Consider the following 24,133-nt stretch of genomic DNA (forward strand, 5'->3'; position numbering starts at 1 on the left):
ATCCGATTTTGTCTAATACTTTTTTAGGTACATTGTATCCAAACTGGATAAAACGTAATCTTAAGTAATCTGACTCTCTAATATTTCTATCAGATAAGAATTCATCACTTGCATTTGTTGCATTAAGCGAAGGAATATCAGTAATATCTCCTGGTTGTGACCAAGCTCTTAAGATATCTCTTGAATGTCTAAACTGACCAATAGATGTAGGATCTAAGAAACCTTGCATATCAAAATCTGAACGGTAAACACCTATCGTATAGTTGAACTGTGTTGTAAAGAAGAAATTCTTATAATCAGCATCAAATCCGAAACTACCCTGATAATCTGGGAAGATGTTCTTTCCTGTTGCTCTTTGATCGTTTGTTGTGATATCTTCTGTTAAGTTTCCATCGATATCTAAGAACAATAAGTTACCATTTGCTGGATTAACACCCATATATGGTGCTGCAAAAATTTCTCCGATGACACCTCCTTCTCTAATTGAAAGTGGCACATCGCCTCCAGCACCTAAGCTAACAATTTCTTGCTTGTTGTAGTTCCCTACTAAGTTAAGTGTCACATTTAAACCGTCTTCTTCTTTAGACTTGAAAAGATCATAATGTAATTCTAAATCAAAACCACTGTTTTTTAACTCACCTACGTTTGCACTTAAGTTTGTTACACCACCATTTAATGATGGAGCAATTGGAGTTCCGAAGAATAAATCTTCTGTGGTTCTTTCATACACATCAAAAGCACCTCTTAATCTATTATTGAAAAGCGCGAAATCTAATCCGATATTGGCCTGTACAATAGTTTCCCATTTTAAGTCATTGTTTCCAATCTGACCTACTGTTAAACCATTTACACCACCATACTGTCCTCCTGTGTTAAAGAAGTTCTCTGTTAAATCTGGTGCAGCAAAGTATGCAAACTGTCCTGCTACTGCGATAATTCTCTGGTTACCTGTTGTACCATAAGACGCTCTAAGCTTTAATTGATCGAAGATTGAATCTTCCATAAACGCTTCGTTTGAAATATTCCAACGTCCTGCAACAGACCAGAATGTTCCCCAACGGTTTGACGCTGCAAATCGGTAAGATGCATCTCGACGTAATGTTGCTGAGAATCCATATTTTGAATCGTAATCATAATCCACAAATCCAAAGTATGAGAATAATCCAGCATCTCTTACAGTTGCTCTACCTGTATCTACATAGTTATCATTGTCTGCATTATCATTTACAAACGATGCTCCATCGCCTGGTGAGAATGTTGCTGGATCAAAACCTAATTGTCTAAATCCGAAACTACGTCTGTGTGCTTTAAAGTATTCTGAAAATAATGACACCTCTATAGAGTGCTTATCTGCAAATACTTTACCCCATGTTAATGAGTTATTGAAGTTCATCGCTACAGATCTGAATGAATCCTGATCTGAGAATCCTGGCGTATTATCTCCATCTGCAGCAAATAATGCAGCATTGAATGAGTATGGAGCCTCTACACGTAATAATTGCTCATCTGTAAAATCACCACCAAAAGAAGTTCTAAAAGTTAAGTTATCTGTAATCTTATAACTTGCATTTACGTTTGCGATGATCTTAATCTCATCCTCACGTCTTGTATAAGTATCTCTTCTATCTAATAAGAATAAAGGCGTATTAGCAAATTCTACTGGAATGTTAGCACCTTCTCCTGGCACATAAGATGCAGGTGAAATGTAAGGTACCGACTGGTTTGCTCCTAATACGAAGTTTCTGTTAATTGCTCCTGCAGAAGTTCCTCCAATAGCATTAGGCTCATTAGACTCTGAGTAGTTTAAAGTAAATGATGTTCCGTAGTTAAACTTACCATTACTTGATTTACCAGAAATATTATTTCTGAAGTTAAAACGCTTAAGCGTACTAGCCTTCTTTAAGATACCTTCCTGATCTGTATATCCAAATGATGTGAACGAGTTAATGTTCTCTCCACCTGAAGCTAAATTAAGCGTATGACTCTGTGTTAATCCTGTTCCAAAGAAAATATCTAACCAATCTGTATTGGTCTGTTGCGCTCTTATTTCAAGTTCTGCATCTGATAACGTTGCTCCAAATCCTGATCCAAAATCTTTCTCTAACTGTAACTGCTCTCTCGAGTTCATTAAGTCATAATCGTGATTTTGTAATGTTGAGAACGCTGTTGTTCCGATGTAGTTGATTTTAAGTCCAGAGTTATAAGATCCTCGTCTTGTTTTAATAAGTACAACACCATTTGCACCTCTATTTCCATAAATAGCAGTTGCTCCAGCATCTTTTAAAACAGATAATGACTCAATGTCATTTGGGTTTAAACTCCTAAAGTTATCCTCATCTACTGGCACACCATCTATAATGAATAAGGGCTCAGTATTACCTGATAACGAAGATACACCACGTAAGTTAATGGTACTATCGCCTCCTGGCTGACCACTTCCTGTTGTAATGTTAAGTCCCGCTACCTGACCTTGTAAAGTCTGTGCGAAAGATGCATTTGGTCGGGCTTCAACCGTTTTTGATGTAATCGTTGTAGAAGAAATGTTTGATTTCTCTGCTGTTGAAGTCCTGTAGGCTTCAATGACAACCTCATCTAATGCAGCAACATCTTCTGCCATTGCAACATTAATAGTAGATCTATTCCCTACTAATTCCTCAACGGTTTTGCTTCCTACATAGCTAAATACTAATGTTTCATTAGCACTAGCTTTGATAGAGTAATTACCATCAAAATCTGTTTGAACTCCACGCGTAGTTCCTTTTACGATGACACTAACACCAGGCAATGGCAATGCGTCAATAGCTGATGTAACTGTACCTGTGACCGTTTTCTCCTGAGCCAACATTACTGCTGTATTTAAAAAGAAGAGCACCATCACTAAAGCATAATTTTTTACTTTCATAAATTCTAATTTTAATTATTACGAGTTAGTTATAGTGCAATATGAAAAGGCAGGCCGTGAAGTGGTTTATTTTTGAAGACTAACTCAAAATAATTACTCTTATGAAATTAAAGTTAACATGATTTAATGCATAATAAGTCACACTAGCACCACCATGCCTTTTGCAATTGCTGGCACAAAAAAAGAGAGTTAATGCCTGTAATAGTGTAAGCCCGATAATAATTTCCTTATTTCCGATAGTAATTTACTTCGTCAGTTTTTGAAATATGATTATGTATGCAATTTAAAATTTGTATACATTGTAACATTCAAGAATTTACACCGTCATATACTCAATCAATCAATAAATCAATCAAAAAAATGAAATCCAATAAAAAAACAGGAAGACTTGTAGGACTATTGTTCTTATTCTTATTTATAACAGGAATTATAGTGTATCAATTCTTACAAGGTCCAGTATTATTTTCAGATAATTTTCTATCCATTACTTCTGAAAACTCAAATAAAATTATAGTATCGACATTACTTTTATTTTTTAGTGGAATAATTTCTATTGTTATAGCTGTAATTTTATTACCAATTTTTAAAAAATATAGTATCACTCTGTCTTATTTGTATTTGGCATCAACTATACTAGGATTTATAGCTATATCTATAGACAATATTAGTGTACTATCGATGTTAGAACTGAGTTTAGAGTATACTAAAAATGAATTTGGTAATCCTGATATATTAAGTACATTAGGCAATGTGTTTTACAAAAAGCATTGGTGGACACACTATTTGAGCCTCCTTATGTCTTGCTTCCCTGTATTTATTTTATACTATACACTTTTTGTATCCAAATTAATTCCAAAAGTCATTTCGATTATTGGATTAATAGCTGTATTCCTTATGTTTATTGAAGTAGTATTGTCTCTTTTTGGACATAGCATTAGCATGAATATGCTACTGCCTATTGGACTCATTCAACTGATGCTTCCTTTATGGTTAATTTTCAAAGGATTGAATTCGACAGCTCCAGAAACAAAACTATAAAAACAGCATTTAATTAGAGAAAAACGGTGCACAACAATGTGCATCAGTAATTGACAGGAATTTGCGTACTTGAAAAACATGCTACGGATTTATTATCTACTTACTAATGTAACCAGCTATAACACAACCTCGTTCTGAAGCCAAAAGTTTTAAGCAGAGCTTAGCATATGGTTTTTGTATTGAGTCGGAGTCAACCCAGTACGCTTTTTAAACGCATTATTAAATGAAACTTTATTATTAAACCCAACTTCATATAAAATTTCGGTAATGTTTAAATGGTTATGATCATTAACCAACAATTCTTTTGCCTCTTCAATTCGAAAATCGTTTAAAAACTCAAAGAAGTTCTCCTTAAAATGCTCATTAATAACCTGTGAAGTATTATGTTTTGAAGTCCCTAGCTTTTGAGATAATCGTTCAAGATTTATTGTGTTTTCTTTATATACTTTTTCGTTAATCATTAAGGATAATAATTTTTGTTTGAGTTCTAAGGACAAACTTTCACTCAAACCAGATTTTTTATATTTCACAAATGTGAATACTTGCTCCATACTAAACCCCCAAAACACATCAGGTTGCATATATCCCATAACACTTATTAAGATAATAAAGAAAGAGATCATAAATGATATCATATAAGCCCAATCTAAATTAAAAAACGAAAAATTAATCAAAATAAAATACGATATATAGGACAATATCAAACCGAAAAACGAATAGGTCAAATAGTGTAACCATACTTTAACATTATCGGCTACGTTAGTTTTTTCCTTTTCAACATAAAAATATATTAACACTAAATAGATGAGCATATGTGATACGCGTACCCAGGGATTAAACAACATTGCAATTAAAGGTGCAAAAATTGTATCTGAAATATCAAAAAACAGCCTTGAAGTATATAACAGAAAACAGATTATATATGGAATGAAATGATGGAATATCGTCTTAAAGTTCAACCTTTCCGGGAATAAGGATTGTATGTACATAAACAAAAGCGGACCAAACAAATAACTTATAACTCTAAACAATCCATCAAAGTATGTAAACGGATACACATATATGTAACCACTCCAGTACAAAACAAAAATAGCAAGGGTTATAGCAAATGAAAGTACGAATAACCCTAAAATTATATTAGATCTCTTATTCCCTTTTTTTCTAAAAATTAAAATTGAGAAGACCAAAAGACCTTGAAAGACAATAAATAAAAATACACTTGTCCACCGATTTAAAGACGGCTTGTACTTGGTCATAAGCTGTTGAAACCTTGTATTTCCTTCCAATTCACTAAAATTACCATCTTGAAAAATTGGCGAAGGCACTTTCTTAGGTTGCAGTGCTTTTTCAATATATGCTAGACTTTCATTGGTATTATGGAGTTTTAATTCACTTAATGCCAAATTATAGTAAAGTCGTTCGGAAGTCACCTTACCGGTTTCAACGACATCCAATTGATTTGCTATTAAAAAACTTTGTTTTGCGGCCGAATAATCTTCAACTTGAGTTTCACATAGCCCTTTGTTAAACCAGAATAACGGATTGTCTGAATTTTCTGAAATAACCCCTTCAAGTAATGGTAAAATTTCATAGCAGTTTTCAGATTCGTAGTGCTCCATTAATTCATCTGCAATAGTATTTTCTAAGCCATTCAAATAGAAAAAAGGCAAAAGAAACAATACGGTAAGCAGGCAGTTTAACTTCATGTTTTTTTTAAAAACAAATATATCATTGACGCTCTAAAAATAGTCCAGATTGGGTTAATCCCGATAATAATTTACTCTATTTATGATTTCTATAACATATGAAATACAAATGGAAAATTTCTTAAGTTTTACTTAACAAAATTTTAGTGATTAATTAACAGGTTATTACTTGGTTTAAATAAATGTCAGTAAACAACTACATGTGTAAGGCATAGATTTTGTTTATCTTTACATATCAAATTATCACAATGATCAAGAATATTCATTTTTTCCTGTTAGCAATTTTAACAACAGTTCAAGGATTTAGCCAAGTTGAAGAAATCAATCCGCCAGACTATATTAAAACAATTACCTTTCGAAGTCGAACATCTTCTCAAGGCCAACTTCCTATCATAAGATTAGGAGAATCATTTCATTTAGAGTTTGATGTCCTCACAACTGATGAACCTGACTTTTACTATACTATTGAACACTATAATTATGATTGGACTCGATCAAATTTGGTTAAAATGGAATACATGAATGGCTTTGATAATTTTAGAATAGTGAATTATGAAAATTCATTTAATGCTTATCAACTCTATTCTCATTATGATTTACAAATCCCAAATCAACAAACCAGAGGCCTTACAAAAACCGGCAACTATATCATTACCATCTATAACGAAAATGAAGATATTGTATTTACCAGAAAATTCATGATTTATCAAGAGCAATTAGGTGTTGGCGTTGCTGTAAAACGCTCTCGAGATGTGAGGTTTATAGAAAGTAAACAAAGTTTAGATATCACCATAAATTCTGGAGCATTACATTTAAACAACCCAAAACAAACTGTTAATACTTTAATTATTCAAAACAACAACTTAAATACTGCAATTAAAAATGTAAAGCCTCAGTATACTATCGGTAAAGAATTGATTTATAAATACACCAGTGAGACTGCTTTTTGGGCTAGCAATGAATTTCGTTTTTTTGAGACTAAGGATGTTAGAGGTGCTAATGTTGGAGTACAATTTATTGACTTAAAAGACATTTATAACAGCTATCTCTTTGTTGATGGTCCTCGAGACAACCAACCCTACACCTACAATCCAGATATTAATGGTAATTTTTTGATAACTGCAATTGATCGCGACAATGTTGATATTGAAGCCGATTATACCGATGTTCACTTTTCACTATTATTTCCTGAACTTACCGATGGCAGCTCAATATATATCTACGGAAATTTCAACAATTACGCTCTAGAACCACAAAACAAACTCGTTTATAATGGTGATAGCAAACGATACACTGGAGTCATTAGACTAAAGCAAGGGTTTTATAACTACAAATATGTGATAGTAGATGCTAAGGGAGCTATAGATGAAGGTCGAATTAGCGGAAATTTCTGGCAAACAGAAAACAATTATAAAGTGCTTGTATATTACAGAGACTTAGGTGCACGCTATGATCAACTTTTAGGTTTTGGTGAAGCCAGTTCGGTTGATATCTCCAATTAATCCTTTAGCAATAATTGTTTGTGAGTATCATAACTAAGTTCTCTATTATTAAATACCTGAGAACGTTCATCAAAACACACACAATTATCGATAGGTTTAGCATAAAGATGAAGGCTTAGCGATTTTCCTTTACAAACATTCTTCAGTTTATGAAATCCAAGGCGGTCATTCATAAAAGAGAGTTCATTTGCCTCATATTTTTGTGAATTTACTTGACGCAAAACACTACTGTCATCATAGGCATAATAAACTTCTTCTATTTCACCTTCTAATAGATATACCCAACAGTCTTCACCATCATGACCATGAATAGCAGTAGCTTGGTTTGGATTCCAGCACAACAACAGAAGTTCAAAGTTTGAATCTCTGTAAATACAATTTCGAGTATAGTGTTTTGAAGACCAGCTCTCAAAATCGGTGAAATCAATCAAACTAAAATCAAAATCTTTTAGTACAGCATTGTAATCTTCTATTGGAGACTCCGACAATTGTGTTATAAGCTTTTGAATATGCGTTTGCGGTTTCAATGTCTGAAATAGATATTTAAAGGGATTTATATAATATTCCGAAAAAATAGGAATAAATTTACACAGAGCCAAAATTTTAGAACAATCTCCTAATATGAATAAAGACTTACATTTGTTTAACGAACTTGTTGAGTTTCTAATTTCTGAAGAACAAAATCACCCTGTTGCTTCTCCAATTAACACAAACGAACTTTATCAAACATTAGATCTAAATCTTGACGATAATCCAACTATTGACAATAGCTTTAAAAACACACTTAAAGCTATCATTAAAAGCACTCCAAAAACGGCTTCAACTTCATTTTTCAATCAATTGTTTGGCGGACGAATGAGTAAGGCTACACTTGGCGATTTATTGGCAGTCATGCTTAATAACAGTATGTACACTTATAAGGTTGCTGGACCACAGGTAGGGATTGAAAAAACCATTCTTAAAAAGATTTGTAGCATGATTGGATATCCCGAAACAGCAGATGGCACTTTTGCTCCTGGCGGATCTATGAGCAATCACATGGCTGTTTTAATGGCTAGAGATAATTACAATCCGTCTGTAAGAAATGAAGGTATTTCCACTAAAATGACACTGTATACATCAGACGTTTCTCATTATTCTATTGCAAAAAACGCTTCATTCATAGGTGTTGGAAGAGATCAGGTTAGAGCTATTAAAACTAATGAAAAAGGCGAAATGCTAGCTCATGACCTCGACCATCAAATCATCAAAGATATTGAACTGGGCTATCAACCTTTTTTTGTAAATGCAACAGCAGGAACTACTGTTCTAGGAGCTTTTGACAATATCGAATCGATAAGTAATGTCTGTAAAAAGCATAACCTATGGTTACATCTAGATGGTGCTTATTGTGGCTCGGTTATTTTCAGCAAAGAATATAAACACCTTGTAAAAGGAATAGAACACACTAATTCATTTAGCGTAAACGCCCATAAAATGTTAGGGACACCTTTGAGTTGCTCGATAATTGTTACCAGAGACAAAAAACACCTATACGAATCCTTTTCAAATGAAGCCGAATACCTGTATCAAACTAGTGATGATGGTTTCAATTTAGGAAAAACATCACTTCAATGTGGTAGAAGAAATGATGCCTTAAAACTATGGACACTCTGGAAATCTGTTGGTACCACAGGATTAGAATCTATTGTTAATCATCAATTCAAACTAGCCGAAATTGCCAGACTTTATATTAAAAACAACCCAGACTACACCTTATATAGTTTTGATGATTCTATTTCGGTATGTTTTAACTATAAAGACATTCCTGCAAATACATTATGTACAGCATTATATGAAAATGCACAACTTATGGTTGGCTTCGGAAATTTTAGAGGCCAGGAATTTGTTAGAATGGTGACTATAAATTCTTCACTTCAAGAAGATGATATTCACAACTTTTTTAAAACGCTTGAGAGTTTTGCTATTTCAACTGATTTTTAATTCAGTTTATCGGTTGTTTTTCTAAATTTTGTTAAAAATTTGCATTATTATAAAAAAGTCACCAATTTAGAAAGAAATTACTTATTTTTGTAGGCTATTATTGGGATAATTCATGGTTCAACAAGTTACTAGCGGCATTAAAATTTCTGTCGAAACATCATTTGAGGGTACATTTTATAAAAATTATAAAGTGCACTTTGCTTTTGGATATAAAGTAACTATTGAAAACCAAAGTAAAGATTCTGTACAACTCAATTCTAGATATTGGAGAGTACTAGACGCTCTTAATAATGTAGAAATTATTGAAGGCGAAGGCGTTATTGGAAAAAAGCCTGTTTTAAAACCTGGTGAATCTCACACTTATAATTCGGGATGCTTGTTAACTTCTCCTTTTGGCGCTATGCAAGGTCATTATAACATGATTAACTTTACAAACACTAACAAGTTTAAAGTTATTATTCCAACCTTTAAATTAAGTGCTCCTTTCGCTATTAATTAAGGTCTGTCAAAATTTTCCTGGAACTCAAACCTAAAAGTCATATCATTTTGCTCGATATGAAAAAACTGGCAATTTGAATAATGAATAAACTCATACTTTGATTGGATATCAAAACCTTCTGAACAAACTTTGTAAACACCATCACAATCAATATTTCCGTAAGGAGAAATACGCCGAAATCTAAACTTATCATCTAAATTTAAATCATAAATTTCAAACCAGGCACCAGCAGCAATACCACTTAACCATTGTGCGTGAGACCCCTTTATATTATTATGTTTAGGTTCAATAGTACCATTTAAACTTGGCTTATACCCTTTTAAAACATCTAAAAACAGACGTCTGTTCTCTTTACTTACTGTTGAATTAAATTCTGAAATTTCGCCAGCTTCAGAAACAAGATACACCTGGTTTTCAGTATTAGCAATTACCACATTTCCTATAGTACTGGGAGTAAATGCCTTTGATTTTATAAGCTTTCTAACTATGTCACCATTAGTTACACTTGCAATTAAACTATCGGTTACAAAACGTGCACAATTACAAGCCTTTTTAATAAATGCGGCATAACGAATAAAACCTTTGTTTTGCATTTTATCAATATGTAAACGCGCTTTTTTATAATCTATAGCATTACAAACAGAAGCGTATAAATCACCATCACCATGTGTTAATTTTGGATGGGTTGCTAAAAACTTCAAAATCGTTTCTAAATTTTTTATGTTACCGTTTTCAATTTGGGCTACAACAGGAAAGTTGAGTTCGAAATCAGTTTCTCTACCTCTAACTCTTCCATTTGGCGATGATGTGATGTAGCGACCAAAATCATGATATTCTAAAACCCCTGTAGATTTATCAATTAATACTAATGCTGCATGACCAGCTCTTACATGAGATTTACTTCCAATAAAAAAGAATCTAAGAAATGGAGAATACCATTCTTCGGCATGAGAGACAATAGTTTCAGGGTATGCAAGGGTTAGGATAATTCCGTCGTTCATATAAAAAATATTAGCAGCAACTTACAAAAAAATACTGATTATTTTAACCTCGTTTTAATAGTTGAGAATTCATTAGTCGTCAAAAAATCGTAACTTTGCACCTCAAAATAATAAAGGATTTTAAAAACTAAAATTAAAATGGGAAAAGGATTTTTCAATGTACCAATAGCTATAAATGAACCTGTTAAATCGTATGCTCCTGGCTCTACTGAACGAGAAGCAGTTTTAGCAGCCTATAAAGAGATGTGGAATTCTAAAATTGATGTTCCATTATATATAAATGGTAAAGACGTAACGACTGGAAATACAAAAACCATGTCTGCGCCTCATGATCATCAGCATGTAGTTGGCTCGTATCATTTAGCTGAAAAATCTCATGTAGAAGATGCTATTGCTACAGCTTTAGAGGCAAGAAAAACATGGTCTCAATTACCTTGGGAACATCGTGCTGGAATATTCTTAAAAGCCGCAGAATTAATAGCCGGACCTTATAGAGCTAAAATTAACGCAGCTACAATGATTGCGCAATCTAAAACGGTTCACCAAGCTGAAATTGATGCTGCTTGTGAGTTAATCGACTTTTTACGTTTTAATGTACAGTTTATGACTGATATTTACCATGAACAACCTGAAAGCACAAGCGATGCCTGGAACCGATTAGAATATCGTCCGCTAGAAGGTTTCACTTATGCTGTAACTCCTTTTAACTTTACAGCTATTGCTGGAAATCTTCCAGCCTGTATGGCACTTATGGGAAATGTTGTTGTTTGGAAGCCTAGTGATAGTCAGATATTTTCCGCTAAAGTAATTATGGATGTATTTAAAGAAGCAGGAGTTCCTGCTGGTGTTATCAATGTTGTATTTGGCGACCCGGTTATGATTACGGATACTGTGATGGATAGTCCAGACTTTTCGGGCTTACACTTTACAGGTTCAACATATATTTTTAAAGAACTTTGGAAAAAGATTGGAAATAATATTCACAATTATAAAACATACCCGAGAATTGTAGGTGAAACAGGTGGTAAGGATTTTATCATTGCTCACAAATCGGCAAATCCAATTCAAGTAGCAACAGCTATCACAAGAGGTGCTTTTGAATTCCAAGGACAAAAGTGTAGTGCTGCTTCAAGAGCCTATATCCCATCAAATTTATGGGAAACTGTAAAAGCACGCGTTATTGAAGATGTTACATCGTTTAAAATGGGTTCTCCTGAAGATTTAAACAACTTTATTACTGCTGTAATTCATGAAGGCTCATTTGATAAATTAGCCAAATACATAGACCAAGCTAAACAAGATACTGATGCTGAAATCATCGTTGGAGGAAACTATGACAAAAGTAAGGGGTATTTTATTGAACCAACGGTTATAGTTACAAAAAATGCAAAATATGCAACAATGTGTACTGAATTATTTGGCCCAGTAATTACCATTTATGTCTATGATGAAGAAGCCTATTCTGAAACTTTAAAATTAGTAGATTCAACAAGCGAATATGCATTAACTGGTGCAGTATTAGCAACCGATAGATATGCAATTGATGAAGCCACAAAAACACTTCAAAATTCTGCTGGAAATTTCTACATCAATGACAAACCTACTGGAGCTGTAGTAGGTCAACAACCTTTTGGTGGTGCTAGAGCTTCAGGAACGAATGACAAAGCTGGTAGTGCTTTAAACCTTTTACGTTGGGTTTCTCCGAGAATGATAAAAGAGACATTTGTAACTCCAACAGATTATCGCTATCCATTTTTAGGGTAAAACACATCAATAATTATAAAGAAAGTCCTCAGATTTAACAGTTTGAGGATTTTTTTTGCTTTTAATCCTAAAACATTAACTAACATCTAATTAACTAATTGAAACTTTGTATCTTGTTGCATAATCAATTAATTAGTTAATCATGATAAAAAAATACGCTTTACTTTTTTTAACCCTCCCTTTACTTGTTCAAGCTCAAACTATTGAGTTTGAATCTACACAAGTAGCACCATTGGGAGATTATTCTGGAGCTACAGATTTTGCTGGGCTTGGTGAATACGAAATATTTTTAGATACTGAAACAGGAATCTTAGATAAACCTATCATTTTAGTAGATGGGTTTGATCCTGGAGATACACGAACAATTCCTGGTCTTTATAGTTTATTAGATTTCACTGGGTCAGGTGGTGATCAAAACCTTGCTGATTTAGTTAGAGCTGAAGGCTTTGATGTTGTGATACTAAACTTTCCATCTTATTTCAGATTAAGTGACAATACATTATTAAATATTGATGATGCTACTGACACCAATGCTGATATGGTAATCGATGAACTTGACTATCCTGGAAGCACATTAGTAAATGGTGGCGCAGATTTTATCGAACGTAACGCAATGCTACTTATTGATTTAATCAACACGCTCAATACAGATAAAGTTGGTGAAGAAGAATTAGTAATTATTGGCCCAAGTATGGGCGGATTAATTTCACGATATGCTCTAAACTTCATGGAAAATGCATCAGAAAATCATGAAACCAGATTATGGATTTCTTTTGACTCTCCACACCTTGGTGCTAATGTCCCTTTAGGATTTCAACATCAATTTAATTTCCTTGGTTTTGGCTTAGGTGAAGATTTGAACATTGTAGAACTTCAAGGGGTTGTTAACGGACTTCTTAAATCTCCTGCAGCAAGACAATTATTAATAGATCATTTTGAAACTCATCTTTTAGCTGGTGAAGATGCCCTTTTTGATGATACTAAATTATTACCAGAACCTCATCCATACAGAACAACCTTTGAAACTCATATCAACGGACTAACGACAACGGGTTATCCAGAAAACACACGAAATGTTGCCATAATTAACGGTAGCGGTATTGGAACTCCTTACAAGTCTATTGCAAATACTGATGTTACTCCAGGGTTCTCTGCTTTAGCCATTCAAGATTTAGCACTTCCTGATGTTCCACCATTATCAGATGTGAATGCTGATATCAATATTAATTTAACTCCTGCCACAGCAGATGGTGCTCAATTAATTAGTAAAGTAAATGTTTCTGGATTTTTTATTTTCCCTATTACTTTAATTGATGTTGAAGTTGATGCACAAGCTCCTACGTTTACAGATGGTGTGGACGCTGCCTCAGGTGGATTATTTGATTTAGGCGGATTTACAAGTGGACTTGGTGGTGACCCTCTAATTGATAGCTTTCTTACAGCATTACAACTGGATAAGTTCAGCTTTATTCCTTCCGTTAGCGGAATGGCTCTGTCTTCTTCTCCTCAAGGAGAATCAAACTGGTACCATACGATAGATTTAGGCGATCCAGGAAGCACTGGAGACACATTAAATGAAACACCTTTTGTTAATTGGTATATGCCTGATGACAACGAAAATCATGTACAATTAACTGAACAAAATGTCGCTTTTGCTTTAAGCGAAATTATGCCTGAAACCTTATCAAATTCTGATTTTGAAAATATTGCATCAATAAAAATTGAAAGAAACCCAATTGAAGATGATTTAACCATCTTAAGCAATAAAGTTATAGACGACGCTACTATTTCAGTAATAGACCTTACTGGTAAAAGTGTTTTCTTATTACGTCAAACTTTAGAAAAAAGAACATCATTACCATTACATCTAGATTCTGGAATGTATATTCTTAATATCGAAACTAAAAATAATTACAATTATAGAACTAAGGTTATTGTGAAATAAATCGACATCAAACTATTAAAAAAAGCGGCTATAATTATTGTAGCCGCTTTTTTTTATGCCTGTTCTAGTGTTATCGTAAGTTATCGTAAGTTATCGTAAAGGAATGATAATTGCCTACTAAACAGTTCACAATTGCATAGTTAAATTGATAACTCAATTACATGAATAAAAAAAGACCAGATAAATATCCAGTCTTTTTTATATGTTATAAATGTATATTAGTTACTAAAATCAGATTTCTCACCAACTCTCTGAAAGAGCTGAAGACTGGGCTGGCGGCACTATAGAATATAACTTTAATAGCAGGTTAAGTATTTATGCCAACGACATATGGAATTACGGCAATCCTGATGAAGATAATCAAATACACTATTACACTTTTGGCGGAAGCTATACTAAAGGCGCTACTCGCGTTATGGCTAGTTATGGCAGACAGCGTGGAGGACTTGTTTGTGTTGGTGGTATTTGTAGATTTGTTCCAGAAAATACAGGCTTCTCTTTAAGTTTATCAACCTCATTCTAAATCTTAAATACATAAAAAGAGCTCCATTAAAAAAATGGAGCTTTTTTTTACCCTTTATATTTTAACGGTAAATGCACTACTTTTTTAGTTTCAAAAAAAGGATCATTAAAATAATCACTCAAATTGTATATCGTTGCCGTTTTATAACTGTCTAATTCTTCGGTTAAATCACCACCTTTAAGATATAAAATACCATTTTTAAGTGTGTGGTTTTGTTTTTTAGCTATTTTCCCTTTAACCCAATGTACAAAGGTTGGCATTGCAGCAACTGCGCGACTCACAATAAAATCAAACTGTTCATCAATATCTTCAACACGACTATGAGTCGTTTTAACGTTTGTAAGCCCTAAGCCCTCTACAACTTCATTAACCACTTTAAGTTTTTTTGCAATACTATCTACCAGATGAAATTGACATTCAGGGTGTAAAATTGCCAATGGGATACCAGGAAATCCACCACCTGTTCCAACATCCAAAATGTTAGAATTTGGTTGAAAACGCATCACCTTAGCTATTCCCAACGAATGAAGCACATGCCTAAGATATAATTCGTCAATATCCTTACGAGACACGACATTGATTTTAAGATTCCAATCTTTATATAAATCTTCTAACTTTTTAAATTGAAGGATTTGGTTTTCAGTCAAATCTGGAAAATAATGCTGTACAAACTCCATTTCTTTAAAATTTCCACAAAAGTATACATTTTTATGTGGATATTTTTAGCATTTTATTACCAATACGGCAGCATTTATTAATTATATTTGCTCCGAAATATGAAACCGTCTTTTCAGACGTTAGTATTCAAAAATTAATAGCAATGACTAAACAAACGTTATCTTTCTCTAGAACTGATTCAGCAAAATTCTTCAGAACGTTAAACAAACGTGTTAACGATTACTTCAAAGAAAATAATATAAAGCGTACGGGAAATTGGAAAATATGGCTAAAAACGGTTGTGATGTTTACAATGTTTTTATTGCCTTATTTTTTAATTCTAACACTGGACATTCCGGGCTGGTTGCAATTACTACTTACCGTTGTAATGGGAATTGGTATGGCTGGAGTTGGAATGAACGTCATGCATGATGGTAATCATGGCTCGTATTCAAACAAAGAATGGGTGAACCGCCTTATGGGAAGCAGCATCTACATTCTTGCCGGAAATGTGTACAACTGGAAGGTTCAGCATAATGTATTACACCACACCTATACAAATATTCATGGTCATGACGAAGATTTAGAAGCGGGACGCATTTTACGTTTTTCTAAACATTCTGAATGGAGAAAGCATCATAGATTTCAGCATTACTATTCTGTATTACTTTACGGTTTACTAACAATCAACTGGGCTATCACTACAGATTTTCAACAAATGTATCGATACATGAAGCGAAAACTATCTTATGGTAAATTACCAAATCCGATTGTCAACTGGAGTAAACTGGTAATTTCTAAGATTATTTATATTTCTATATGGATTGTCATTCCAATGCTTGTTTTAGATATTGCCTGGTGGAAAATTTTACTTGGTTTCTTTGTCATGCATTATGTTGCAGGTTTAATCCTAAGTGTTGTATTTCAACTAGCTCATGTTATGGATGAAGCTGAAATGCCATTACCTGAGGAAAGTGGCACAATGAAAAACACCTGGGCAATACATCAGTTAAAAACTACAGTGAATTTTGGAGCTAAAAGTAAAATCATAAACTGGTATACTGGCGGATTAAATCATCAAGTAGAACATCATATTTTTCCACATATTAGTCATATTCACTACGGAAAAATATCTAAAATTGTTAGAGACACAGCAAAAGAATTTAATCTACCGTATAAAGAATACAAAACCACTAGAAAAGCAATTGTAGCCCACTTTAGATTTTTAAAGCAAATGGGAATGAAACCTGCAATGAGCTAACTAATCAACTTATTTTAAATGACACAACTTTCAGATAGAGTTCTCAATATGGCAACATCTGCTACTTTAGCCATGGCTGCCAAGGCTAGAGAACTAAAAGCAGAAGGAAAAGATATTATTGGCTTAAGCTTAGGTGAACCTGATTTTAATACACCTGATTTTATAAAAGATGCTGCCATACAAGCTGTTAACGACAACTATAACTCATACACTCCTGTTGATGGTTATGTTGAGTTAAAAGATGCAATTATCACCAAATTTAAAAGAGATAATAATCTTAACTATGAACGCTCGCAAATTGTAGTATCAACTGGAGCAAAGCAAGCCTTAGCTAACATTGCAGCTGTATTATTAAACAAAGGAGACGAAGTGATCTTACCTTGCCCATATTGGGTGAGTTACAGTGATATTGTAAAACTTAATGAAGGTGTTCCTGTAGAGGTTAAAACATCTATCGACAACGACTTCAAATTAACACCTCAACAATTAGAAGCAGCTATTACTCCTAAAACTAAAATGATTTGGTATAGTTCGCCTTGTAACCCAAGCGGATCTGTATATAGCAAAGATGAGTTAAGAGGCTTGGCAGATGTGTTACAAAAACACCCTGACATAGTCGTCGTATCTGATGAAATCTATGAGCATATCAATTTTGTGGGAGGTCATGCAAGTATGGCTCAATTTGATGATATGTATAACCGAACTGTTACAGTAAATGGTGTTTCTAAAGCTTTTGCAATGACTGGTTGGAGGATTGGTTATATTGGTGCTCCTGAAACTATAGCTAGAGCATGTAATAAAATGCAAGGTCAAATTACCAGTGGCGCAAATTGTATTGCTCAACGTGCCGTGATTACTGCGCTTAACGAATCACCTTCTCGAGTTCAGTATATGATTGATGAGTTTAAAGTAAGACGAGAATTAATTTTAGGCTTATTGAACGAAATTGAAGGTTTTAAAACAAATGTTCCTGAAGGTGCTTTTTATGTCTTCCCTAATATTTCATATTTTTTCGGTAAGACCTTAAAAGGCCATAAAATTGAAAATGCAACCGACTTTTCCTTATACCTTTTAGAACATGCAAATGTTGCTACTGTAACTGGTGTCGCTTTTGGAAATCCTGATTGTATAAGAATATCCTATGCTGCATCTCAAGAGCAAATTATTGAGGCAATAAAAAGAATTAAGGACGCTGTGGGTTCTTAACACAGAACTAAATAACATAAGAAAAGCCGAATCTGTTAAGATTCGGCTTTTTATGTGATACGCACCTAGAAGCTATATAAATAATATAACATTATCAAACTCACAATCAAACCTATAATAACTTGTTTGATTAGTAAACGCTTGTTTTCTCTTCTGGTTTTAATACGTACTCGTCGTAATACATGAGGCGATACTTCTGGCATAACATACCTTTTATAATTCACCTTTTTACCTGAGCCACCATTCATTTTAGTAAAGGGCTCTCGCTTTCCGTTTTTTAATAGCTTTCTGTTATTATTAATAACAGCATTCATTGATCCTATTGAGCTCATAATATCTTTTTTATTCTGAAATAGTTTCAGAAGTCCAACAGTTAACTTTATAGTACATCAAGCCTTTCGGAATACAGTTGTACGCCAAAATTGTGTTGATTGAAAATGTAAAAGATAGTTTGAGTGAGAACTCAATCGTACCAGTTAAAATGTCTATGTTTTAGCTTAGATAATAAAAGCTAATACTATTGCAAAAACAGACAGTTTTAAAAGTGTATCGATATTTGAAGTAAATTGATATTGTCTGCTTTTTACACGCTGCTTAATACCAAAGATTGAAGTTGAATTTGTGTTGCTTAAATTACATCTAACAACAGACTTGTAGTTTGAATTTAATAAACCTTCTGGTCTAACAAATTCTGTTTCTAATCTACGTTTGGGTGAAGGCTCTAATTTTTGTGATGTTAATACTAATTCCATGATTGATTAATTTAATTGGTTATACAAATAAGACGCACATCTGAAATAAATGTTACAGACAATCTGAGCTCTAACCTCTTAAAAATCAACACAAAATTCCCGAAATACCTATAAATATTAATATTTCCGAAGTAAAAAAATTATTAAAAAAAAGTTGAAATTTATCTGTTTCGCCAGAAAAAAGGTGTCAATAATATCAAAACTGTAAACAGTTCTAAACGTCCAATAAGCATCAAAAATGCAGACCACCATTTTCCTAATGCAGGCAATTCGGCATAATTATTTACTGGTCCGTAATTACCTAATGCAGGACCAACATTACCCAAACTAGAAGCCGATAAACCAATAGCCGACTCGAAATCGATTTGAAACATAGAAAAAACTAAGGCACCAACAATAAATGATAACATGTACAATATGAAAAACCCAAGAATATTAAAAACAATACCCTTTGATACCGCCTTTTTATTATAGCGTACAGGAAGAATGGCATTTGGATGTAGCGCTCGTTTAAATTCTAAGAAACTGTTTTTTATCATAATCATATGACGAACCACTTTTACACCTCCTGATGTACTACCAGCTGAGCCACCTAAAAACATTAAGCCAAAGAAGAACACCACTAAAAACGGCGTCCATAATGTATAATCTGCAGTAACAAAACCTGTTGTTGTTACAATAGCGATAACCTGAAAAAGACCATGTCTAAAAGACGCTTCACCTTTACCTAAAACCATAGGATGATCTATAGAGGATATAGAGAAATCTGCTCTAAAATAAATGATTAATGCCGCTATAATTGTAAAAAAAGCTATGAATTTAAAATACAATTTAAACTCCTCATCGCGTATAGCCTTTTGTACTTTACCTTTAAAAGCAAAATAACTTAAAACAAAATTAGTTCCTGCAAGAAACATAAATACGATTATAATATATTGAATTACAGGTTGACCATTCCAGTAAGCTACACTTGCATTTTTAGTAGAAAACCCTCCAGTAGACAAAGTACACAACGAGTGGTTAATTGCATCAAAAAACGACATTCCGGCAACTTGTAACAATATAGTTTCTGCAGCTGTATATCCAAAATAGATGAGCCATAATCGCTTAGCTGTATCTGTAATTCTGGGATGAAGCTTATCGGCATTTGGTCCGGGAGCTTCGGCAGCAAACAGTTGCATGCCTCCAATACCAAGCAAAGGCAATATAGCAATCGCTAAAACAATAATTCCCATACCACCAATCCAATGCGTCATACTTCTCCAAAACAACACACCTTTGGGGATCGATTCAATATCATTTAAAATACTGGCTCCAGTTGTGGTATAACCAGACATTGTTTCAAAAAAGGCATTAGTAAAACTCGGAATAGCGCCAGTAATCACATAAGGTAATGTTCCGGTAAGAGCCATAACAATCCAACCAAAAGCTACTACAATATAACCATCGCGCTTATTGAGTTCTTTTTTATGCTTTCTAGTAAGCAACATTGCAATTCCACCTAGTAAAAGCACAATTAGACCTGCTCCTAATAATTCTAAAGTTACACCGTCTTTATAAATCACACTAATTAGTGTAGACAGTAACATAAAACCACCATTGAAAAGACATAGCAATCCAAAGAAATGAAAAATGATTTTATAATTAAGTTTCATGATTTGGTATTAAAAAAAGAAGCGTTCTACTTGAGTTATCGATCTTGGCAAACAACACACAACAACTTTATCTCCCATTTCTATTTGAAAATCTCCTAAAGGGATAATACCGATATCATTTCTTATAACTCCACCAATAATTGCTGAACGCGGAAAATCTAAATCTTTGATTTTATTTTGAGTGATTTTAGATTTAGAAGTGACTTCAAATTCCAACAACTCAGCATTCATATTACTTAACTTCGTCATTGCCAAAACTTCTCCTCGCCTTATATATCTAAAGATATTATTGGCTGCCAGTAGTTTTTTATTAATTAAGGTATCTATTCCTATAGATTGCGATAATTGGTAATAATCCATATTCTCAACCAGAGCAATTGTTTTCTTAACACCTTTTGATTTGGCTACCAGACATGACATGATATTAGTTTCAGAGTTACCAGTCACAGATATAAAAGCATCCATACCTGAGATATTCTCTTCTTCAAGGAGTTCTACATTTCTACCATCACCATTAATAACTAAAGCTTTGGGTAAATCATCGGCACATTCAAATGCAATTTCTTTATCACTTTCGATGAGTTTCACCTTAAACTTGCTAGCACATAGGTCTTTAGCAGTTTTATATCCTATTTTACTACCACCAAGAATCATGATGTTCTTAAGTTCGGTTTTGACTTTCCCAGATAATTCGAATAGTTCTTCATCACCACCTTTTGATGTCATAAACACCACTTTATCACCTTCTTTAAATTCGGTATCACCTCGCGGAATGATGGTATATTGTGTTCCAAATCGCTGAATCGCAATAGGTACAAAGTGTAACTCTGGAAAAACTTCGGCAGCTTCTCTCACAGTTTTACCTACAAAACTTGCGGTTCTCGATAAGCGTAAACTCAACATGGTTAACTTGCCTTCTTCAAACTCGTAGGTATCGTTAAATCCGTATTGATTGAGTAAAAGTTCAATTTCAGATGCGGCTAATGTTTCAGGAGAAATCAATTCATCAATACCAAACTTGGTAAAACCAATATCATCTTTTTCATCTAAAAACTCCGAATTTGATATTCTGGCAATAGTTTGCTTAGCTCCTAACTGCTTGGCAAGTACACAAGCTGTAATGTTTGTTGTTTCTGAAGACGTTACTGCTATAAATAATTCAGACGTGTTTATTCGTGCTTCATTTAATATGGAAATAGACGTTACATCGCCTTTAATAACCCGAATATCTAAATGGTCGTTAGCATAAGCTAAGCTATTCTTATCCGTATCTATAAGTGTAATCTCCTGAGATTCATAAGACAATAATTTTGCCAAATGAAATCCTACTTCTCCTGCACCTGCAATTATTATTTTCATTGATTATGTATATTCAAAAAAACATACAAATATACTACATTATTATGTGATTGACAGACTTCTAAAAGTAAGCTACAAATTATTTAAAGCTATTAGTTTTGAGTATATTTGCCAAAAAAAAGTAATGTCCTCAAAAGTTACTCCATATAAGGATAGTGATTTGAATAAAAAGCAACAAGTCACTCAAATGTTTGATAATATTTCAAAAGAATACGACGGCTTAAATCGTGTTATTTCTTTTGGAATAGATATAAAATGGCGTAATAAAGTAGTCGATATCGTCTCTAAAACAAAGCCTGAACGTATTTTAGACATTGCTACTGGCACGGGAGATTTAGCTATAAGTCTCGCCAAAACTCAGGCTAAAGAAATTATCGGCCTAGACATTAGTGACGGCATGCTAGAAGTAGGTAGAAAAAAAATTAAACATAAAAACCTCGACAACCTCATTAGTATGGTTATTGGTGATTCTGAAAATTTACCATTTGAAGATAACAGCTTTGATGCCATTACAGTAGCATTTGGAGTTCGAAATTTCGAAACACTAGACAAAGGGCTTGCCGAAATTTACAGAGTCTTAAAACCCAACGGTATTTTTGTTATTCTTGAAACTTCTGTTCCTACCAAAACACCTTTTAAACAGGGCTATAAATTCTACACAAAATATGTATTACCAACCATTGGAAAACTCTTTTCTAAAGACCAATCTGCGTATTCTTACTTGTGTGAATCTGCATCTGTTTTTCCTTATGGTGAGGTTTTAAACAATATTTTACGTAAAATTGGGTTTATTAACGTGCAAGACAAACCTCAAACTTTAGGTGTTGCTACAATTTATACAGCATCAAAATAGTAAAAGTGTTAACACGTCATTATCGTGATATTTATGAAGAACATACTTTTAGTTTTAACCTTATTGATAGCCTCGCAAAGCGTCAATGCTCAGTTATTTAGTAAAGAGAAAATAAAAAATATAGAGAACTTTGATAAGAAAACCTTGTCTTGGGGATTTTATCTCGGACTTAACAGTTATGACTATCAGTTTAATTACGAAGAAGACTTAAAAGATATTTTAGTCGAAACCAATTTAGGATTTAGTGTTGGTTTAATATCAAACCTTCGAATAAATGACCACTTAGACTTAAGATTTGAACCCGGATTATTTATTACAACCCGAAACATACAATACGACCCTAGTTATTTTACAGGAATAGAATTTTCAGATAACGATTTGTTACGTGAGGTAAAATCTACCTATGTTCATTTTCCCTTACTACTAAAAGTTTCTACTAAGCGTTTAAACAACTTCAAACCATTTGTTATTGGTGGTTTATCTATGGCTTTAAACTTGTCGAGTAATGAAGAAAACCCTGATGATAATGCTGCCGGACAATTTAGAACAAAGAAAAATGTCCTCTTCTACGAATTAGGAATTGGTGTCGATTTCTACAACCAGTGGTTTAAATTTACACCATCAATTCGAGGAGTATTTGCTCTTAATGACGAACTTATTAGGGATGAAGATCCTGATAGCCCATGGACCAGCAACATCACGACAATGAAAACTCGTGGTATTTTCTTGAATTTTACATTTCAGTAGAAAAACGCCTAAACTCACTCAATACAATAGCAGCAGCAGTTGCTACATTTAAGCTTTCTGTCGCTTTAAGGCTACCAAATCTTGGGATACTCAATCGTGTAGTTACTAGCTTTTCAGTGGCTGAAGAAATCCCATTAGCTTCATTGCCCATTATAATCACACCTTGCTCTGGTAAAGCTTCAGAATAAATGGAGTTGCCGTCCATAAAGGTTCCGAAGATATCAAACTCATAAGCACTGAGATAATCTTCTAAATCTACATATTGAATCGCCACACGTGTTAAAGATCCCATGGTAGCTTGCACAACTTTGGAGTTATAACAATCGACTGTAGCTTTACTACATATCAATTGCTTAATCCCAAACCAATCACATAATCTGATAATGGTTCCTAAATTCCCTGGATCTCTTACATCGTCTAATGCCAAAATTAATCCGCTAGAATCTGTAGGTTTTACATTCGGAATTCTAAAAATAGCTAAAGCTGTATTTGGCGTTTTTAAACTGCTTATTTTTTGAAGTTCTTCTTCTGAAACCTTTATGATTTCTGCATCAAAAATAGCTTCTGTGGAAAATAACTGATACAACTCAAAACTAGAGCTCAAAAACTCCTGTATGCCTTTAATACCTTCTACCACAAATAACTGATGCTGAACTCTAAACTTTTTTTGACTCAGACTTCTTATTAATTTAATGTGATTTTTTGATAGCATTAAAATGTATTTATGATCGGGATGTGTTAACTAAAATACAAAGTAATACTTTTTTGGTCTATTATTTG

Annotated in this window: 21 protein-coding genes; 11 read left to right on the forward strand and 10 right to left on the reverse strand. The window is 33.6% G+C overall.

Translation table 11 applies throughout. The annotated features are described in order from the left end of the window. On the reverse strand, positions 1-2,902 hold a 2,902-nt coding region (locus H7350_RS00005), incomplete at its 3' end, for a SusC/RagA family TonB-linked outer membrane protein (protein ID WP_204343820.1). A 360-nt stretch (positions 2,903-3,262) separates the two neighbouring features. Here H7350_RS00005 and H7350_RS00010 point away from each other — a divergent pair. Then, positions 3,263-3,940 (forward strand): DUF4386 domain-containing protein, encoded by a 678-nt coding sequence (locus H7350_RS00010; RefSeq protein WP_204343821.1) that lies wholly within the window; start codon positions 3,263-3,265, stop codon positions 3,938-3,940. Between the two features lie 149 nt (positions 3,941-4,089). Here the strand turns inward: H7350_RS00010 and H7350_RS00015 are convergent, their stop codons facing one another. Further along, positions 4,090-5,646 (reverse strand): helix-turn-helix domain-containing protein, encoded by a 1,557-nt coding sequence (locus H7350_RS00015; protein ID WP_204343822.1) that lies wholly within the window; start codon positions 5,644-5,646, stop codon positions 4,090-4,092. Positions 5,647-5,894: 248 nt separating this feature from the next. On the opposite strand from H7350_RS00015, the gene H7350_RS00020 reads away from it, so the two are divergent. Continuing rightward, on the forward strand, positions 5,895-7,148 hold the full coding sequence (locus H7350_RS00020; protein ID WP_204343823.1) for a type IX secretion system plug protein: 1,254 nt from the start codon (positions 5,895-5,897) through the stop codon (positions 7,146-7,148). On the opposite strand, the gene H7350_RS00025 is transcribed toward H7350_RS00020, so the two are convergent. Further along, positions 7,145-7,675: a cysteine dioxygenase gene (locus H7350_RS00025; RefSeq protein ID WP_204343824.1), complete on the reverse strand. Its 531-nt coding sequence runs from the start codon at positions 7,673-7,675 to the stop codon at positions 7,145-7,147. The genes H7350_RS00020 and H7350_RS00025 overlap by 4 nt on opposite strands. Before the next feature lie 94 nt (positions 7,676-7,769). Between H7350_RS00025 and H7350_RS00030 the strand changes: the two genes are divergently transcribed. Both H7350_RS00030 and apaG read left to right on the forward strand, forming a co-directional pair. Beyond that, positions 7,770-9,131: a pyridoxal phosphate-dependent decarboxylase family protein gene (locus H7350_RS00030; protein WP_204343825.1), complete on the forward strand. Its 1,362-nt coding sequence runs from the start codon at positions 7,770-7,772 to the stop codon at positions 9,129-9,131. 112 nt (positions 9,132-9,243) lie between these two features. Further along, positions 9,244-9,630: a Co2+/Mg2+ efflux protein ApaG gene (apaG, locus tag H7350_RS00035; RefSeq protein WP_204343826.1), complete on the forward strand. Its 387-nt coding sequence runs from the start codon at positions 9,244-9,246 to the stop codon at positions 9,628-9,630. Here apaG and H7350_RS00040 read toward each other — a convergent pair. After that, positions 9,627-10,631: a DUF6695 family protein gene (locus H7350_RS00040; protein WP_204343827.1), complete on the reverse strand. Its 1,005-nt coding sequence runs from the start codon at positions 10,629-10,631 to the stop codon at positions 9,627-9,629. The genes apaG and H7350_RS00040 overlap by 4 nt on opposite strands. A gap of 138 nt (positions 10,632-10,769) precedes the next feature. Here H7350_RS00040 and pruA point away from each other — a divergent pair, with 138 nt between their 5' ends. From pruA to H7350_RS16990, 3 genes are all read left to right on the forward strand, one after another. Further along, positions 10,770-12,395, forward strand: coding sequence for an L-glutamate gamma-semialdehyde dehydrogenase (gene pruA / locus H7350_RS00045; RefSeq protein WP_204343828.1), 1,626 nt, complete (start codon positions 10,770-10,772; stop codon positions 12,393-12,395). 142 nt (positions 12,396-12,537) lie between these two features. Beyond that, a complete protein-coding gene (locus tag H7350_RS00050; RefSeq protein WP_204343829.1) occupies positions 12,538-14,340 on the forward strand; it encodes a T9SS type A sorting domain-containing protein in 1,803 nt (600 codons plus the stop codon). 235 nt (positions 14,341-14,575) lie between these two features. Beyond that, positions 14,576-14,863, forward strand: coding sequence for a DUF6029 family protein (locus tag H7350_RS16990; protein ID WP_338105760.1), 288 nt, complete (start codon positions 14,576-14,578; stop codon positions 14,861-14,863). Positions 14,864-14,910: 47 nt separating this feature from the next. On the opposite strand, the gene rsmG is transcribed toward H7350_RS16990, so the two are convergent. Then, positions 14,911-15,540: a 16S rRNA (guanine(527)-N(7))-methyltransferase RsmG gene (gene rsmG / locus H7350_RS00055; protein WP_204343830.1), complete on the reverse strand. Its 630-nt coding sequence runs from the start codon at positions 15,538-15,540 to the stop codon at positions 14,911-14,913. Positions 15,541-15,683: 143 nt separating this feature from the next. Here rsmG and H7350_RS00060 point away from each other — a divergent pair, with 143 nt between their 5' ends. Both H7350_RS00060 and H7350_RS00065 read left to right on the forward strand, forming a co-directional pair. Beyond that, a complete protein-coding gene (locus tag H7350_RS00060) occupies positions 15,684-16,781 on the forward strand; it encodes a fatty acid desaturase family protein (RefSeq protein ID WP_204343831.1) in 1,098 nt (365 codons plus the stop codon). A gap of 18 nt (positions 16,782-16,799) precedes the next feature. Continuing rightward, a complete protein-coding gene (locus H7350_RS00065; RefSeq protein WP_204343832.1) occupies positions 16,800-17,987 on the forward strand; it encodes a pyridoxal phosphate-dependent aminotransferase in 1,188 nt (395 codons plus the stop codon). Between the two features lie 65 nt (positions 17,988-18,052). Here the strand turns inward: H7350_RS00065 and H7350_RS00070 are convergent, their stop codons facing one another. The 4 genes from H7350_RS00070 to trkA all read right to left on the reverse strand — a co-directional run bounded on the left by H7350_RS00070 (position 18,053) and on the right by trkA (position 21,753). Then, positions 18,053-18,319 (reverse strand): hypothetical protein, encoded by a 267-nt coding sequence (locus tag H7350_RS00070; RefSeq protein WP_204343833.1) that lies wholly within the window; start codon positions 18,317-18,319, stop codon positions 18,053-18,055. A gap of 165 nt (positions 18,320-18,484) precedes the next feature. After that, a complete protein-coding gene (locus tag H7350_RS00075; protein ID WP_204343834.1) occupies positions 18,485-18,739 on the reverse strand; it encodes a hypothetical protein in 255 nt (84 codons plus the stop codon). Positions 18,740-18,900: 161 nt separating this feature from the next. Continuing rightward, positions 18,901-20,394 carry a TrkH family potassium uptake protein gene (locus tag H7350_RS00080; protein ID WP_204343835.1) on the reverse strand — a complete coding sequence of 498 codons (1,494 nt, stop codon included), beginning with the start codon at positions 20,392-20,394 and terminating at the stop codon, positions 18,901-18,903. A 9-nt stretch (positions 20,395-20,403) separates the two neighbouring features. Then, complete coding sequence (trkA, locus tag H7350_RS00085) at positions 20,404-21,753, reverse strand: Trk system potassium transporter TrkA (RefSeq protein ID WP_204343836.1); 1,350 nt, start codon at positions 21,751-21,753, stop codon at positions 20,404-20,406. Positions 21,754-21,877: 124 nt separating this feature from the next. Here trkA and ubiE point away from each other — a divergent pair, with 124 nt between their 5' ends. Next, positions 21,878-22,606, forward strand: coding sequence for a bifunctional demethylmenaquinone methyltransferase/2-methoxy-6-polyprenyl-1,4-benzoquinol methylase UbiE (gene ubiE / locus H7350_RS00090; protein WP_204343837.1), 729 nt, complete (start codon positions 21,878-21,880; stop codon positions 22,604-22,606). 33 nt (positions 22,607-22,639) lie between these two features. Then, the gene (porT, locus tag H7350_RS00095) at positions 22,640-23,353 is read left to right on the forward strand and encodes a type IX secretion/gliding motility protein PorT/SprT (protein ID WP_204343838.1); all 714 of its coding nucleotides are present in this window, start codon (positions 22,640-22,642) and stop codon (positions 23,351-23,353) included. Here porT and H7350_RS00100 read toward each other — a convergent pair. Continuing rightward, positions 23,340-24,065 (reverse strand): TrmH family RNA methyltransferase, encoded by a 726-nt coding sequence (locus H7350_RS00100; RefSeq protein WP_204343839.1) that lies wholly within the window; start codon positions 24,063-24,065, stop codon positions 23,340-23,342. The two genes, porT and H7350_RS00100, sit on opposite strands and share 14 nt — an antisense overlap. Positions 24,066-24,133: the final 68 nt, after the last annotated feature.

The sequence above is a fragment of the Psychroserpens algicola genome (genome assembly GCF_014526325.1).
Classification (GTDB): domain Bacteria; phylum Bacteroidota; class Bacteroidia; order Flavobacteriales; family Flavobacteriaceae; genus Psychroserpens; species Psychroserpens algicola.